This is a genomic window from Pseudomonas sp. UFMG81 (genome assembly GCF_015354575.1).
Taxonomy (GTDB): Bacteria; Pseudomonadota; Gammaproteobacteria; order Pseudomonadales; family Pseudomonadaceae; genus Aquipseudomonas.
Genome location: NZ_JACAFQ010000024.1, coordinates 21,352 through 36,404 on the forward strand (window position 1 = coordinate 21,352; position 15,053 = coordinate 36,404).

Genomic DNA, 15,053 nt, shown 5'->3' on the forward strand with positions numbered 1-15,053 from the left:
GTTCGCAATGTCTGGGCTCCTGCACGGCAGCGCGCTGAGCTTGCTGGCGATGCTGGCGGGGTGTGTCCAGGTCGGGCCGGACTTCACCCCCCCGCAGGATCCGTGGCTCGCGCACTGGGGCACGCCGCTGCTGGCCCAGGCCACCGGCCCTGGCGGTGACCTGCGCCAGTGGTGGGCGGTGTTCGCCGACCCGACCCTCGACGCGTTGATCGCCGAAGCCGACGCGCACAACGGCAACCTGCAGGTGGCCGGCCTGCGCATCGCCGAGGCACGGGCGCAGCTGGCCATCGTACGCACCGGGCGCTACCCGCAGTTGCAGCAGGTGCGTGCCCAGAGCCTGTACCTCAAGCAAGACCAGTCCGGCAGCGCGACAGCCCGTGATGTGGAGCTCTGGCAATCGAGCCTGGGTTTCGATATTGCCTGGGAGATCGATTTCTGGGGCCGCTTCAGCCGCGCCATCGAGTCGGCCGATGCTGCGTACTTCGCCTCCCGCGCCAACTACGCCGATGCCCTGGTGCTGCTGCGCGCGCAGGTGGCCGACAGCTACTTCGCCCTGCGCACCACCGAGGCGCGGCTGGACATCGCCCGCGACAACGCCCGGCGCCAGGCCCGCAGCCTGCAAATCACCGAGCGGCTGTTTCGCCACGGCGAGAACGACGAGCTGGACTGGCAGCAGGCGCGCAGCCAACTGCTGGCCACCGAGGCCACTATCCCGGAGCTTGAAAACCAGCTCAACGCCCTGCGCAATGTGCTCTGTTCGCTGCTCGGCCGCCCGCCGGGCCCGTTGCCGGAACTGGCCGCAGGCCATGGCCGGTTGCCGTTGCCGGACCGCGCCGTGTTGCAGGCGGTGCCGGCCGAACTGCTGCGCCGGCGCCCGGATATCCGCGCCGCCGAGCAGGCGGTGGCGGCGCAGTCGGCGTTGGTTGGGGTGGCCGAGGCCGACCTGTACCCGCAGCTGAGCCTGCTGGGCAGCATCGGCTGGAGCCTGGTGTCGGGCAGCCACCTGCCCGACAGTTTCGATATCGCCGCAGGCCCGGGGTTGATCTGGAACCCGTTCGACTATGGTCGGCGCAAGAACGCGGTGCGGGTCGAGGATGTCCGTTTGCAGCAGTTGATCACCCTCTACCACCAGCAGGTGCGCGAGGCCGCGCGCGAGGCCGACGACGCCGCCAGTGCGCTGGTGCGGGCGTTGCAGAGCGCGGCCATCCGCGACCGCGCCGCGGCGGCGGCCACCCGCTCGCTGGACCTGGCCAGCACCCAGTACCGTGAGGGGTTCGCCGACTTCCAGCGGGTGCTCGATGCCCAGCAACTGCTGTTGCAACAGCAGGATGGCTACCTGGTCAGCCGTGGCAACGCGGTGGGCAGCCTGGTGGCGCTGTACAAGGCCCTCGGTGGTGGCTGGGCGCGTCAGGCACCGGTGATCGACGCGCCGACCCGCCGGCAGATGGAGCAGCGCAGCGACTGGGGCGAGTTGCTCGACGAACGAGGTGCAGCCCAATGAGCGATACCCCCGACCGCAGCATGCGCTGGGTCCTGCTGCTGATCGTGGTCAGCCTGTCGTGGTACCTGCTGGCCGATCGCTTCACCCCCTATACCCAACAAGCGCGGTTGCAGGCCTACGTGGTGCCGGTGAGCGCCGAGGTGGCCGGGCAGGTGCAACGGGTGGCGGTGGGTAACAACCAGGAGGTCAGGCGCGGTGAGTTGCTGTTCGAGCTGGACCCGGCGCAGTACCGCATCGCGTTAGCCCGGGCCGAGGCCGACTTCGACGCGGCGCGGCGCCAGGTCGGCGCCCACAGCGCCGGCATCGAGTCGGCCCAGGCCTCGCTCGCGGCGGCCCAGGCCAACGAGCGCAAGGCGCGCCAGGACGCCGAGCGCTTGCGCCGGCTGTACCAGGAAGACCCGGGTACGGTGTCGGTGCGCCGCCTGGAAGGTGCCCAGGCCAGCGCCGAGCAGGCCCGCAGCCAGGTGGCCGCGGCGCGCGCCGAAGTCGCGCGGGCCCGGGAGCAGGAGGGCGGCAGCAGCGACGACAACGCGCAACTGCGCAGCGCCGCCGCCAACCTGGAAAAGGCCCGGCTCGACCTGGCCCGCACCCAGGTGCGCGCCGACTCAGAGGGGCGCATCACCGACCTGCGGGTGGACGTGGGGCACTATGTCGGTGCCGGCAGCCCGTTGATGACCCTGGTGGCCACCCACGACCTGTGGATCAGCGCCGACATGACCGAGAACAACCTCGGCCGCCTGCGCAGCGGCACACCGGTGCTGGTGGTGCTCGACAGCCTGCCGGGGCAGGTGTTGCGCGGCCGTATTCGCAGCATCGGCCAGGGCGTCAGCGTAGGCCAGGCGCCGCCGCCAGGGCAGTTGCCGACGGTGCAGAACAGCCGCGAGTGGCTGCGCTCGGCGCAGCGTTTCCCGGTGATTGTCGGGCTCGATGCGGAACAAGGGCTGGATGCCACCCAACTGCGTGTCGGTGGCCAGGCCGAAGTCATGGCGCTACCGGGCGAGGGCAATCCGCTGAACCTGCTGGGGAGGTTGTTCATGTTCTGCATGAGCTGGATGTCGTATGCCTACTGAGTGGCAGCGCCGCCGTGCGTTGCGCTTGGCCTGGGGTGCGGCGCTGAGCCTGGCGGTGAGTTTCGGCAGCGGCCTGCCGGTGCCGGTGCTGGCGCCAGTGTTGTGCGTGCTGCTGCTGGCCATGCGCAACCAGGCGTTGCCACTGCGCATGGCACCGGTGCTGGCGTTGCTGGTGTTGATCAGCTGTGGCAGCGGCCTGCTGCTGATTCCGGTTTTGCGCCATGCGCCGTTAACTGGTGTGCTGCTGGTGGCGGTCGGTTTGTTCCTGGTGTTCCGCTGGGCGCTGCGTGGCGGCAACGGCTTGCTGGCCAACCTGTTGGTGATCGGCCTGACCCTGATCGCCGCCGCCGGCACCAGCGATTTCACCCTGGCGCTCTCGGTGGTCGAGGCCATGGCCAAGGGCATGCTGCTGGCGGTGCTGTGCACCCTGGTGGCCCATGCGCTGTTCCCGGAGCCAGCGGATGCGCCGGCCGCACCGGTCGCGGCCAGGCCCGACGCCTTCGATGCCGGCTGGGTCGCCCTGCGCGCCACGCTGATCGTCATGCCGGCGTTCCTGCTGGCGCTGATCGCCCCGGATCGCTTCATGCCGTTGATCATGAAGTCGGTCAGCCTGGGCCAGCAGGCCGGTGAAACCGATGCCCGCCAGGCCGCCCGCGAGCTGGTGGGCTCGACCTTGCTGGCCGGGGTGCTGGCGATCCTGGTGTGGGGCGCGCTGAGCCTGTTCGTGCACCTGTGGATGTTGTTTCTGTGGGTGCTGCTGGCCGCCTTGTGGCAGGCGCGGCTCCTGCAACGGCTGGTGGCGAGCCGGCATGGCCCGGCGTTCTGGGTCAGCTGCCTGACCACGATGCTGATCCTGCTGGGGCAGTCGGTGCAGGACAGCGTGGCCGGGCAAGACGTGTATCGAGCGTTTGCCGTGCGCATGGTGCTGTTCCTGGCGGTGTCGCTGTATGCCAGCGCCATGCTGGTGTGGATCGACCGGCGTCGGGCCGTGCCGGGTTAGTGCGCGATACGTGGGCGAAGGTCGCTCGTGGAGCGCGTGGGCGCAACTGTCTTGCTCACAATTCAAAGACCTGGCGCGATCCCTGTGGGAGCGGCGGTTCGCCGCTGCGACTTGCCCGCGAACACGGGCGCAGCCCGTGCCAGGTTAGCCGCGATTGCCCGCAGCAGCGCCGGCCACCTCCGTGACCACCTGCTCCTGGCCCGCGCGCAGCACAGCCAGCCTGCGCTGCTCGTACTCCGCCTGGCTCAGCCCCTGGCGTTGCAGTGCTTCGAGCTGCAACTGGCGGGTTTCTTCGGCGGTGTACGGGCGCAGCTCGGGGTGGTTGGCACAGCCGCCAAGCACGGCGAGGGCAACGGCGGCGAGCAGCAGGCGGGAGAGAGTATTCATGGGGGCGTTCCGTCATCCGGGGGCGATGGTGCAAGGTTATGGCGCTCATCGGACGCGGAGAAATTGCCACGCTCGATAGTGACTATCGAGGCGCTTTGTCAGCGCGGCATGTAGCCCAGCTGCCACGCCCGCGGGATGAACAGCGTCACCAGCGCCAGCACGCAGGCCAGCGCGCAACTGGCCGAGAGAGCAAGCAGCCCGAGCCGCTGTTGCAGCCAGGCCCCCAGCGCAGCGCCCAGCAGCATGCCGCTCCACGGCACCAGCTGCACCCGCCAGCCATGCCGGCGCTCATCCAGCACCCAGCGCCCCAGGCCGCGACCAAAGCGCGACAGTGCACCGGTGACGTAGGTGAGGCCGATTGGCAGGCCGTTGACCTGCTCGACCACGGCGTTGAGCATGCCCATCGCCAGGATCGCCGCGACCAGTGCCGGGAAAGTCGTCGCCAGCGGCCAGGCGGCGGCGCACGCCAGCAGCACTGCGACCACCAGCAACAGCGGTGAGGCGCGGCGACGAAAGCGTCGGGCCAGCAACACACCCAAGGCGTTGCCCAGCACGAAGCTGAGGATCGCCAGGGCCAGGCGCAGCACCAGCGCGAAGTCGGCCTGGCTGATGGCCACCGCCAGGCGCGTGGTATTGCCGCTCATGAACGAGACGAAGTCGCCCATCGCCAGCAGGCCGATGGCGTCGGTCATACCGGCTAGTACCGACAGCCCGGCCACCAGCCCCAGGCCGACACGGCCGCGCAGCACCTGCAGCCTGGCGCGTCGGGCACTGTGGGATGAAGTGGCGGTGGGCAGCATGTGGCGTTCCCTGCATGGTCGGGGGCCCTGATCTTACACCCGCGCCGTTGACGGTGTGCCACAAGCGCAAGTGCGCCAGGGCAATTCATGGAATGAGCCGACGCAATCGGCCTGCGCTGTTCAACCGCCAGGGGCGACCGCATGCTGCGTTTTCCTTCCGACCGCCAGTGAGGTACGCAATGCCAGCAGGTACGCCCGTGGTCCTGGTCAATGGCCTGATCGGTTGCCTTGACCACCCTGTGCTGCACGCCACCCTGGCGCCCCGGGAGGTGTTCGCCCCCGACATGCTTGGCTACGGTGTGCTGCGGGAGGTGGCGCCTGCGCACGTCGACATCGTCGCCCAGGTCGCGCACCTGGCGCGGCAACTGCAAGCGCGCAACATAGCGCGGGTGCACCTGGTGGGGCATTCGGTCGGTGGCGTGGTGGCGATGCTGTTCGCTTACCGCTACCCGCAGCGGGTGGCCAGCGTGATCAATGTCGAAGGCAACTTCACCTTGAACGATGCGTTCTGGTCGGCCTCGGTGGCGCGCATGGAGCCCGAAGCGGTCGAAGGGCTGCTGGCGGGTTACCAGGGCGATGCCCGAGGGTGGCTGGCCGGGGCCGGTATCACAGTCGATGCGCAGCGCCTGGCCCTGGCGCAACGCTGGCTCGCCCATCAACCCGCGAGCACCTTGCAGGCCATGGCGCGCTCGGTGGTGGCGGTGACCGGCGCCGCGCGCTATCCACAACAGCTGCAAGCGGTGTTCGCGGCGACGCCTGTGCACCTGCTGGCCGGTGAGCGCTCTCGCAGCGGTTGGGACGTGCCGCACTGGGCCGAGCGCGAGGCGGCGAGCGTCACATTGTTGCCGGGCGTTGGCCACCTGATGATGCTCGAAGACCCGCAGGGCTTTGCCAGCGTCATCGCCCGCCTGCTGGGCTGATCAGAACGATCCCGTGCGCACCTCGCCACTGCGCACGTAGTGGGCGAGCAGGACGCCTTTCGGGGTCGCGCTGGATTCCACCAGTTCGAAGGCCGCCGCCTGGGCATCGTCGCCGAACAGGCGCTTGCCCCGGCCGAGCAGCAGCGGGTGGATCAGCAGGCGCAGCTCGTCCACCAGGCCGGCGGCCAGCAACTGGCGTACCAGCTCGCCGCTGCCCTGGGTCAGCAACGCCGGGCCGTCCTGCTGCTTGAGCGCACGCACCGCGCCGGTCACGTCCGCGCCCAGTGCATGGCTGTTGTGCCATTCGATCGATGCGCGGTGGTGGGTGGCGACGTGTTTCTTCACGCCATTGAACAGGTCGGCCAGTGGGCGGTCGGGGGCTTCGGCCGATACATGTGGCCAGAACCCGGCAAAGATGTCGTAGGTACGTCGCCCCAGCAGCAGCTCGAAGGGTTGGCTGAACAGCGTCTGCATCGCCTGGCCGAAGGCTTCGTCGGCCAGGGGTGGGATCCAGCCGCCGTATTTGAAGCCGCCGCTGGTGTCTTCTTCGGGCCCGCCGGGGGCCTGCATGACGCCGTCGAGGGTGATGAAGGCGGCGACGATGAGCTTGCGCATGGAGGGTGCTCCTTGGGTGGGTTTACCGGGTAGTCGAACGGCGTGAGCCGGAATCGACAGCGTGTTATTGCGTTGATCCACGGCCGGTGGTGCAACCCCCGGCAATATGTACCGCCCAGCGTGGGCGGCGCTCGGGTCTGCTGGGGCTTCTTAGCCACCGGGAGCCCCCTCATGACCGAACCCCTGATCCCCCACGACAGTGTCGATGCGTTCATTGCCCAGCGCCTGCCTGACTGGGTGGCCCGAGCCGATGCCGATCACTTGCAGGCGCTGCACCGGAGCCTGCAACGCCAGCAACGCGCCCAGCAGCAATTGCAGGAGTGCCTGGGCACATTGACGCCGCTCGAACAGTTCGCCGAGGACGCCTTGAGCGACGCGCTGACCGCCAGCACCGGACAGGTGCAGGATGTGCGTGCAACGCAACTGGTGCGCACCGTGACCCAACTGGTCGCGCCCATTTCCCCCAGCCTGCCGCTGCGCTACAGCACCCATGCCAGCCGGCAGAGCCTGCTGGCTGCGGCGCTGCACAACTTCGAGGCCAGCGAGGCATTGCCCGGTGGCCTGAATGCCCAGGCCACCCTGGAGGACGCTGGCGGCACTGCGCTGGCACTGAAGGCCGAGGCGTTTGTCCTGCTTTGTCGGAACCTGGACATCGGCGAGCAGTACCAAGCTTACCTGCGCACGCGCCTTGGCCGGCTGATCCCGGGCCTGGCTGAGCGCGACACGGAACAAGCGGCCCAGCCTGAACTACTGCGCGAATCGATCGCGGCCAGCATGGAAGTGGCCGTGCGGCTGGCACGCGTGCGGGGTGCGATCGATGAAACCACCTACCTGCGGTTGTTGCCCTGGGTTTCCCCGCAGCCCACCGTCGCCGCCGTGGCTGACGTGCTCGAACCCCGTCAGGTGCTGTTGCTGGGCAAGGTGGTACAGGGGATGGCGGCGTTCGCCGTGTACGCGGATACGACCCGCACCGGGCTTGCTGGGGTGATCGCGTGGATTCCGGGCGACCCGCAGGGCGAGGTGGTGCAGGCTGCGGACTGGGACGCACTGTATGCGATCCTGGGCCAGCGCCTGCGTGAACCGTCCTACGTGACGTTCTTTCAACGCTTCATCGGCCAGCACCAGCAGGGGGCGTTCGCTGCGGCCCTGGCGCAAGGGCCCAGCGCGAGCCTGGATGGGCGTGACCTGCCGATCAGTGACGAACTGTTCGATTACCTCGCCCGTCTGCAAGTTGCCAAGCAGTTGGAAGATGCCCAGGTGCTCGCCACCCCCACGCGGCTGGTGGACAAGGTTGCCCGGGACGCTCGGCTGCAGGGTTACCTGGAGGCGGGCCTGGACCTGCTGGGCCTGGCCAGCCTGTTCCTGCCGGGGCTGAACACCGTGATGCTGGGGATTGCCGCGCTGCAGGTTACCGACGAGTTGTTCGAAGGTTATGCCAGCTGGCGGCTGGGGGACCGCGAGGCGGCCCTGGAGCATGTGTTCGCGGTGGCCGGGCTGGTCGCCGGGGGCGTGCTGGTGGGGGCTGGCGCAGCACTGGCCGGGCAGACGCTCAGGCGCGTCGCGCTGGTCGACGACCTGGGCCTGCTGCGTGGCGCCGGTGGGCAGATGCGCCTGGCTGCGCGTGAGCCGGCCGATTATCGCCTCGCCACTGCGACTGCGGCGGGGCAGCTGAAGCAGGTGGGGGTGGACTGGCAGCTGGCCCTGCCCGATGGCACCTACGCGCTGACGCGCCTGACACCCAGCCATGCCTGGCGCATCCGCCACCCGCAACAGCCGCAGCAGGCGCTGCTGAGGTTGGAGCACAACGGTCGTGGCGGCTGGCGGCACGCCTTGGAGCGACCCGAGCAGTGGCAGGATACGCGGCAGTTGCTGGCGCGCCTGGACAACGAATTGGCCGGGCTGACCGAGCACGAGGCGCGGGTGATCCTCGACAGCACCGGGCTGGACGAGGCCAGGCTGCGACGTTTGCATCTGGACAATGCCCGTGCGCCGGCTCGCCTGCTCGATGCGTTGGAATACCATCGCCTGCGCACCGTGAGCGAGCCGCTGGCTGCGGACGAGATTGTGCGCCGGCTGGTGGGCGAGGACGCGCTCCTGTCACCAGCCGCACGCGTTGTGCGCCGTGATTTCCCTGGCCTGTCGCGGCGTGCCTGCGAAGAGGTCGTGGCGCGGGGCAATGGCCAGGCGCTGCGCAAGCTGCTCGACCAGCAGCGTGTGCCGTTGGCCATGGCCGAGCAGGCGCGCTGGCTGCTGCGCGACAGCCGGGTGGATCGGGCCTGTGCCGAGTTGCGCCAGGCGGGCAGGCTGACGCGCGACGGCGAGCACCTGGCCATGGCGCTGGCCGATGACCTGGCGCCGCTGGCCGACGATGTGCGTCTGGAGCTACGTCTGGAGGCGCTGGAGGGGGCATTGCTGGTCGGCGTGGGCAAGGCCGAGGCGAGGCAGGTGCGCACGATCGTGGCCAAGGCTGCTGGCTACCAGGCCGTGGATGCCAAGGGGGCGGCGTTGCCCAAGGCATCGGAACAGGCCAGCCTGGCCGAAGCGCTGTGGCTGCACCTGGACAGCCAGCAGCGAGCGTCGATCCGGCCGGGTGCATCGAGCGCGGCCGACCTGAGCGCGCGTTGGCCGGAACAGGCCGCGGCCCGACGCGACGAGGTCGCCGGCTGGATCGGCCTTGCGCCGCTGACCGGGGTACGCCCGCCGGTACACCTGGGTGACGGCAGGCTCGGCTATGCATTGGGCGGCCGTGGGCATTCGAGCCGGCAAGCCTTGCTGCAAGCCCTGCATCAGGTGTTCCCAAGCCTGGAGCAGGCGCAGTTACAGGATTACCTGGGCGAACGGCTGAGGGCGGGCGACAACCTCTGGAGCCATGTCGCCGACCTGCACCGACAGCTGGAGCAGTTGCAAGACCAACTGGCGTCGTGGCAACAGCGCGCCAGCGACCTGGAGCAGCGCAACGCGCGCGCACGGGCCGCCGACACCCTGCTGCGCGCCTGGCGGCGCCAGACCCCGTCGGCGCAGGCCGCCGAGCGCCTGCTGATCGAGGGTGAGCGCATCGGCAGCCTGCCCGAGCTGCCCGCGGGGCTGGCCTTCACCCACGTGCGTCACCTGGCCTTGCACAACCTGGAGCTGGACACCCTCGATGACGCCTGGCTGCGGCGCTTCAGCGGCGTACGTCGCCTCGACCTGGCAGGCAACCGCCTTACTGCGCTGCCAGCGGCGTTGGGCAGCCTGAGCGAGCTGGTCGAGCTGGACCTTTCCGACAACCGTATCGTGCTGGATGACGCGGGCAATGCCGTGCTCGATGGTTTGCGCGCGCTGGAGTCGCTCAAGCTCAACCGCAACCCGCTGGGGGTAACGCCAGACTTGCCGAGCCTGTCGCGGCTGCGCCAGGTCCATCTGCGCGATACCGGCTTGACCGCGGTGCCCGCTGTGGTGATGCGTCAGGGCGGGCTGGAGTTCGCCGACCTGCGCAACAATCGCATCGTTGATCTTGCCGAGTCGTTGTTCACCTTGCCCGCGCGCATGCGTGAGCACATTGCCTTGCATGACAATCCCTTGTCGGCACAGAGCCAGGCGCGGTTGCAGGCCCAGGCAGCGCACGGGCAGGCGTCGTTGCGGCAGATATTGCGGCACTTGGTGGGCGACCTGGAGGCCCGCGACGCCTGGACCGCCGGCCTGGATGAGCAGACCCGCACCCTGCGCAGGGAGCAATGGAACAACCTGGCCCAGGAGCCAGGCGGCAACGATTTGCTGCGCCTGCTCAGCGACTTGCGCGGCAGCGCCGACTACCGTGATCGAAAGGCAGACTTGCAGCGCCGGGTATGGACGGTGGTGGAGGCTTGCGAACAGGACAGCCAGCTGCGCCAGACGCTGTTCGAACTGGCGGCGCACCCGCGTAGCTGCAGTGACAGCGTGGCACTCAACTTCAGCCACCTGGAGGTGCGCGTTCTGGTTCATCAATGCGCCGCCGGCCGCGGCGAAGGCGAGGTCCAGGAAGCCCTGGTGACGCTGGGGCGGGGCTTGTTCCGGCTGGACGAAGTGGACCGGGCGGCGGCGCTGGAGATTCAGGCGCGGCACGCCAGCGGGGTGTTCGTCGATGAGGTCGAGGTGCGCCTGGCGTACCGTTCCGGGCTTGCCCAGGCCCTGGCGTTGCCGGGGCAACCCTCCGGCATGCGGTACTCGAGCTTTGCCAACGTCTCGCAGGTGCAACTCAACCGTGTCCGCGGCCAGGTACTCACCGCCGAGCGGGCGCCGCGCCTGGCGCAGTCCCTGGTCGAGCGCGACTTCTGGCAGGAACACCTGCTTAGCCAGCATGCCCAGCGGTTTGCCCAGCTCGATGCACCGTTCTTCGAGCGCATGGAGGCATTCGACGCCCTGCGCGAGGAGTTGTCCGACAGCGAGTACCTGGCTGTGGTGAACCAGCTGGGGGTGGAACGCGAGACCGCCCGGCAGGAACTGCTCGAGCAACTGACCCACGAGGCGCTGCGGGGTGTGGCGCGGCAGGAGCCGGCGGCGCAGGCCGCCAGCGCCACTGCCGAGGCTACAGCCAGTACGTCACCGCCCACCACCCCAGCCCACCCATGACCACGGTGTAGGGCAGGGCCATCCATACCATGCGCCCGTAGGACAGGCGGATCAGCGGCGCGATCGCCGAGGTCAGCAGGAACAGGAACGCCGCCTGGCCGTTGGGGGTGGCCACGCTGGGCAGGTTGGTGCCGGTGTTGATCGCCACCGCCAGGGTTTCGAAGTGCTCACGGCTCATGGCGCCGTTGACGAACGCCTGCTTGACCTCGGTGATGTAGATGGTGGCGACGAACACGTTGTCGCTGATTGCCGACAGCAAGCCGTTGGCCAGGTACAGCATGCCGGGTTGCTGCTCGCTGGGCAGGGCCAGCACCCAGGCGATCAGCGGGCTGAACAGTTGCTGCTGGTGGATCACCGCCACCACCGCGAAGAACACCACCAGCAGCGCGGTGAACGGCATGGCGTCCTGGAACGCGCGGCCCAGGCGGTGCTCGTCGGTGATGCCGGTGAAGGCGGTGATCAGCACGATCACCAGCAGGCCGATCAGGCCCACTTCAGCGATGTGCAGGCCCAGGCAGACGATCAGGATCAGCGCCGCCAGGCCCTGGACGATCAGCGCCAGGCGTTGGGCCGGTGTACGTGCTGCATCGTCCTCGGCGGCATAGGCGGCAAGCACCTGGCGCACGCGCTCGGGCATCAGCGTGCCGTAACCGAACAGGCGCAGCTTCTCCAGCAGCACGCAGGTCACCAGGCCTGCGGCCAGCACCGGCATCGACACCGGGGCGACCTTGAGGAAGAAGTCGGCGAAGTGCCAGCCCATCTCGTGGCCGATCAACAGGTTCTGCGGCTCACCCACCAGGGTGCATACGCCACCCAGCGCGGTGCCCACCGCACCGTGCATCAACAGGCTGCGCAGGAAGGCGCGGAACTGGTCGAGGTCGTCGCGGTGCAGTTGCTCGACCTGCTGGTCGCTGTCCAGCGCCGACTCTTCGCGCGGGTTGGTGCCCGAGGCCACCCGGTGGTAGACGGCATAGAAGCCCACCGCGGCGCTGATGATCACCGCGGTCACCGTCAGTGCGTCGAGGAACGCCGAGAGAAACGCCGACAGCACGCAGAACAGCAGGCTGAGCACGGCCTTGCTGCGCACGCCCAGCAGGATCCGTGAGAACAGGTACAGCAGCAGTTCTTTCATGAAGTGGATACCGGCGACCATGAACATCAGCAGCAGGATCACCGGGAAGTTGTGCTGCAACTCTTCATACAGCGCCTCGGGGGTGGCCATGCGCAGCAGTAGCGCTTCGACCAGCAGCAGGCCGCCGGGCATCAGCGGGTAGCACTTGAGCGCCATCCCCAAGGTGAAGATGAACTGCAGCACCAGCACCCAGCCGGTGACCACCGGGCCGAGGGTCGCCAGCAGCAAGGGGTTGAGGATCAGGAACAGGCCGATGACGGCCTTGTACCAACGCGGCGACTGGCCCAGGAAACTGTGGGCGAGGGCGCCGGTCAGGGAGCGGGACATGAATTTGTATCCTTTTGATTCAGCAATGCCGCACGGTGCCGCAATGCGCCCCACCACGCAAGGCATTCAGTCCCGCTTTTGGCACATGCGCGGCCTAGTGGGTGCGCTAAGATCCTGCGCGTGAACCCTTTCCCCACAGGAGTGCCGTCCGTGACCGAATACACCGCGTTCAAGGTCGAACTGACCGACAACATCGCCCACGTGCAGATCAATCGCCCGGAGAAGATCAACGCGATGAACGCCGCCTTCTGGGAGGAGATCATCGACATCTTCCAGTGGATCGACGACACCGACGCGGTGCGCGCGGTGGTGATCAGCGGCGCGGGCAAGCATTTCTCCTCGGGCATCGACCTGATGATGCTGGCCTCGCTGGCCGGGCAGATGGGCAAGGACGTGGGCCGCAACGCGCGCCTGCTGCGCCGCACCATCCTGCGCATGCAGCGCTCGTTCAACGCCGTGGACAACTGCCGCAAGCCGGTGCTGGCGGCGATCCAGGGCTACTGCATCGGTGGCGCCATCGACCTGGTGTCGGCCTGCGACATGCGCTACTGCGCCAGCGACGCGCAGTTCTCGATCAAGGAAATCGACATGGGCATGGCCGCCGACGTCGGCACCCTGCAACGTTTGCCGCGTATCATCGGCGACGGCATCATGCGTGAGCTGGCCTTCACCGGGCGCAAGGTCGAGGCCCACGAGGCGCAGCAGATCGGCCTGGTCAACCGGGTTTACGACGACCATGCGGCGCTGCTTGACGGGGTCTTTGCCATTGCCCGCGAGATTGCCGCAAAATCGCCGATCGCCGTGGCCGGCACCAAAGAGATGCTCAGCTACATGCGCGACCATCGCATCGACGATGGCCTGGAGTACATCGCCACCTGGAACGCCGCCATGCTGCAGTCCGAAGACCTGCGCGTGGCCGTGGCCGCCCACATGAGCAAACAGCAACCGACGTTCGCCGACTGACTGGGTTGGCGGGCGCCTTTGAAGGGACCGCAACCATGTCAGCACGCTGGACAACTGCAGTACTCGACCCGCAGATCACCGGGGGGCTGGCCGTGGCCCGCAGCCCGGAGGGATTTCTGGTGGACGCCAACGGCGCGCTGTTCGGGCGTGACTGGCTCAAGCGCCAGGCGCTGGATGTGCTGTGCGAGCACGGCATTGGCCACTTCGACGGCCAGCCGGTGTTCCTGCTCGAACTGCGCAGCGCCAGCGACGTGCCGGGCTGCCAGTGGCAGGGCCTGCGCCGGTTCATGCTCGAAGGCGATTTCGACACCTACAAGGTGCTGGGCTACGCGGCGCAGATCGGCACCTGGGCCCGCGAGCACCGCTTCTGCGGCAGCTGCGGCCAGGCGATGACGCAGATCCACTGGGAGCGGGCGATGTATTGCCAGCCCTGCGACCTGCGCAGCTACCCGCGCATTTCACCGAGCATGATCGTGCTGGTCACCCGCGGCGACGAGGTGCTGCTGGCCCGTTCGCCGCGCTTCGTCACCGGCGTCTACAGCACGCTCGCCGGCTTCGCCGAGCCGGGCGAGTCGGCCGAGGACTGCCTGGTGCGCGAGGTGCGCGAAGAGGTGGCGGTGGAGGTGAAGAACATCCAGTACGTCGGCAGCCAGTGCTGGCCGTTCCCGCACTCGATGATGCTGGGCTTCCATGCCGAGTACGCCGGTGGCGAGATCGTCATGCAGCCGGACGAGATCGAGGATGCGCAGTGGTTCAATGTGCATGACCTGCCGCCGTTGCCGGCGGGGCGGTCGATTGCACGGTATCTGATTGATCTTTATGTGGCACGGCGGTTGGGGATGCCCGAACCTGTGTTCCATCATTGATCGGGTGGCCCACTGCCAAGGGTGAACGAGTAGCAAACCCTGGCCTCAGCTGGGTTGATCCCCGTCGGTTGATTTGCGAAGTCCTGGCCCACCCTGATCTCGGCTGACTGCGTTGGTAGTGCAGAAACGGCAGTGCCTGTTGGCACCTGAGTGGTCAATTGCCGCGGCTCATGTGCAAAGACAGCCACTCCGGAGGCAGGCTGTTCGTCGGGAGTATCCGGTACCAGCATCTTGTTGACGTACCCGCCATCACCGGGCTTGTCCTTGCTTTGCGGTTGACGGTTTGTGCCCTCCCCAATCAAGTTCGATGTGTGCGATTGGGCAGCTTTAGCCTTGGGTCGTCGCTGGCCCTTTGGCGCACTTCCAGAGTGCTTCAAGGCCTTCGATTTTGGGCCCTTGCCGCGATTCGGGTCGTTTTTGTAACCCAATGCCCTCCATGCAAACTTGTAGAGTTTCTGCATCCAGTCATGCCCGGATGGATCCGCCCTGTTCACCGGATCACTTGAACAATATGCATAGGTATTGATCCCTCCTGCACCAAATGGGCTAAGGCTGTCAGGTGAGTGAAACCGCATCAGGCAGGGGTCGTAAGTTCGGTAGCCATTGCCGAGCAAGTAGCGAGCCGTGCCAGGCTCGCGGTATTGGCCGTTGAAGCCCAGATCCGTCGAGGCCCACAGTAATTGCGCGTGATGGCCGAAAGCGGTGTAGGCGAGGTGTTGCCAGGACTGCTCGGGCAACACGGCAATGACCGAGTCCTGACCATTGATAGCCAGCAGTGAAAGAACAGCTTGATCTTTGCGGTCTTGGACCGGCGGTTGACCAGACATGGCTGTTTCCAGGCATACGAGCGAATATGGATACACTCGCTCAGGCCGACTGCGGCAG

At 67.8% G+C, this 15,053-nt stretch carries 12 protein-coding genes; 7 read left to right on the forward strand and 5 right to left on the reverse strand.

Annotated features, from left to right (window positions below; all coding sequences use genetic code 11):
* Positions 1-7: 7 nt before the first annotated feature.
* Genes IX761_RS17940 through IX761_RS17950 form a run of 3 tightly spaced genes read left to right on the forward strand, consistent with a single transcriptional unit; the run spans position 8 to position 3,571 of the window.
* Positions 8-1,501, forward strand: a complete 1,494-nt coding sequence (locus IX761_RS17940; RefSeq protein WP_194790907.1) for an efflux transporter outer membrane subunit — start codon at positions 8-10, stop codon at positions 1,499-1,501.
* Entirely contained in the window at positions 1,498-2,571 is a 1,074-nt protein-coding gene (locus tag IX761_RS17945; RefSeq protein ID WP_228533684.1) for an HlyD family secretion protein, read from the forward strand. The genes IX761_RS17940 and IX761_RS17945 overlap by 4 nt, the downstream gene beginning before the upstream one ends.
* Positions 2,561-3,571, forward strand: coding sequence for a DUF2955 domain-containing protein (locus IX761_RS17950; protein ID WP_194790908.1), 1,011 nt, complete (start codon positions 2,561-2,563; stop codon positions 3,569-3,571). Before IX761_RS17945 ends, IX761_RS17950 begins: the two co-directional genes overlap by 11 nt.
* A 144-nt stretch (positions 3,572-3,715) precedes the next feature.
* Here IX761_RS17950 and IX761_RS17955 read toward each other — a convergent pair whose 3' ends face one another.
* The gene (locus IX761_RS17955; protein ID WP_194790909.1) at positions 3,716-3,958 is read right to left on the reverse strand and encodes a hypothetical protein; all 243 of its coding nucleotides are present in this window, start codon (positions 3,956-3,958) and stop codon (positions 3,716-3,718) included.
* Between the two features lie 98 nt (positions 3,959-4,056).
* Positions 4,057-4,758, reverse strand: coding sequence for a YoaK family protein (locus tag IX761_RS17960; protein ID WP_194790910.1), 702 nt, complete (start codon positions 4,756-4,758; stop codon positions 4,057-4,059).
* Between the two features lie 179 nt (positions 4,759-4,937).
* Between IX761_RS17960 and IX761_RS17965 the strand changes: the two genes are divergently transcribed.
* On the forward strand, positions 4,938-5,678 hold the full coding sequence (locus tag IX761_RS17965; protein WP_194790911.1) for an alpha/beta fold hydrolase: 741 nt from the start codon (positions 4,938-4,940) through the stop codon (positions 5,676-5,678).
* On the opposite strand, the gene IX761_RS17970 is transcribed toward IX761_RS17965, so the two are convergent.
* Positions 5,679-6,293, reverse strand: a complete 615-nt coding sequence (locus IX761_RS17970; RefSeq protein WP_194790912.1) for a dihydrofolate reductase family protein — start codon at positions 6,291-6,293, stop codon at positions 5,679-5,681.
* 171 nt (positions 6,294-6,464) lie between these two features.
* Here IX761_RS17970 and IX761_RS17975 point away from each other — a divergent pair, with 171 nt between their 5' ends.
* The gene (locus IX761_RS17975) at positions 6,465-10,880 is read left to right on the forward strand and encodes an NEL-type E3 ubiquitin ligase domain-containing protein (protein ID WP_194790913.1); all 4,416 of its coding nucleotides are present in this window, start codon (positions 6,465-6,467) and stop codon (positions 10,878-10,880) included.
* Here IX761_RS17975 and nhaB read toward each other — a convergent pair.
* Entirely contained in the window at positions 10,837-12,339 is a 1,503-nt protein-coding gene (gene nhaB / locus IX761_RS17980; protein WP_194790914.1) for a sodium/proton antiporter NhaB, read from the reverse strand. The genes IX761_RS17975 and nhaB overlap by 44 nt on opposite strands.
* A 150-nt stretch (positions 12,340-12,489) precedes the next feature.
* On the opposite strand from nhaB, the gene IX761_RS17985 reads away from it, so the two are divergent.
* Together IX761_RS17985 and nudC are read left to right on the forward strand one after the other, a co-directional pair.
* Positions 12,490-13,302: a crotonase/enoyl-CoA hydratase family protein gene (locus IX761_RS17985; RefSeq protein ID WP_194790915.1), complete on the forward strand. Its 813-nt coding sequence runs from the start codon at positions 12,490-12,492 to the stop codon at positions 13,300-13,302.
* 35 nt (positions 13,303-13,337) lie between these two features.
* A complete protein-coding gene (nudC, locus tag IX761_RS17990) occupies positions 13,338-14,168 on the forward strand; it encodes an NAD(+) diphosphatase (RefSeq protein ID WP_194790916.1) in 831 nt (276 codons plus the stop codon).
* Here the strand turns inward: nudC and IX761_RS17995 are convergent.
* Positions 14,162-14,995, reverse strand: coding sequence for an RHS repeat-associated core domain-containing protein (locus IX761_RS17995; RefSeq protein WP_194790917.1), 834 nt, complete (start codon positions 14,993-14,995; stop codon positions 14,162-14,164). The genes nudC and IX761_RS17995 overlap by 7 nt on opposite strands.
* Positions 14,996-15,053 lie beyond the last annotated feature (58 nt).

Coding starts and splice junctions, on each gene's coding strand:
- IX761_RS17960 (WP_194790910.1), bottom strand. CDS start 4,758: ATGCTGCCCACCGCCACTTCATCCCACAGTGCCCGACGCGCCAGGCTG.
- IX761_RS17945 (WP_228533684.1), top strand. CDS start 1,498: ATGAGCGATACCCCCGACCGCAGCATGCGCTGGGTCCTGCTGCTGATC.
- IX761_RS17975 (WP_194790913.1), top strand. CDS start 6,465: ATGACCGAACCCCTGATCCCCCACGACAGTGTCGATGCGTTCATTGCC.
- IX761_RS17955 (WP_194790909.1), bottom strand. CDS start 3,958: ATGAATACTCTCTCCCGCCTGCTGCTCGCCGCCGTTGCCCTCGCCGTG.
- nudC (WP_194790916.1), top strand. CDS start 13,338: ATGTCAGCACGCTGGACAACTGCAGTACTCGACCCGCAGATCACCGGG.
- IX761_RS17995 (WP_194790917.1), bottom strand. CDS start 14,995: ATGTCTGGTCAACCGCCGGTCCAAGACCGCAAAGATCAAGCTGTTCTT.
- IX761_RS17970 (WP_194790912.1), bottom strand. CDS start 6,293: ATGCGCAAGCTCATCGTCGCCGCCTTCATCACCCTCGACGGCGTCATG.
- nhaB (WP_194790914.1), bottom strand. CDS start 12,339: ATGTCCCGCTCCCTGACCGGCGCCCTCGCCCACAGTTTCCTGGGCCAG.
- IX761_RS17950 (WP_194790908.1), top strand. CDS start 2,561: ATGCCTACTGAGTGGCAGCGCCGCCGTGCGTTGCGCTTGGCCTGGGGT.
- IX761_RS17940 (WP_194790907.1), top strand. CDS start 8: ATGTCTGGGCTCCTGCACGGCAGCGCGCTGAGCTTGCTGGCGATGCTG.
- IX761_RS17965 (WP_194790911.1), top strand. CDS start 4,938: ATGCCAGCAGGTACGCCCGTGGTCCTGGTCAATGGCCTGATCGGTTGC.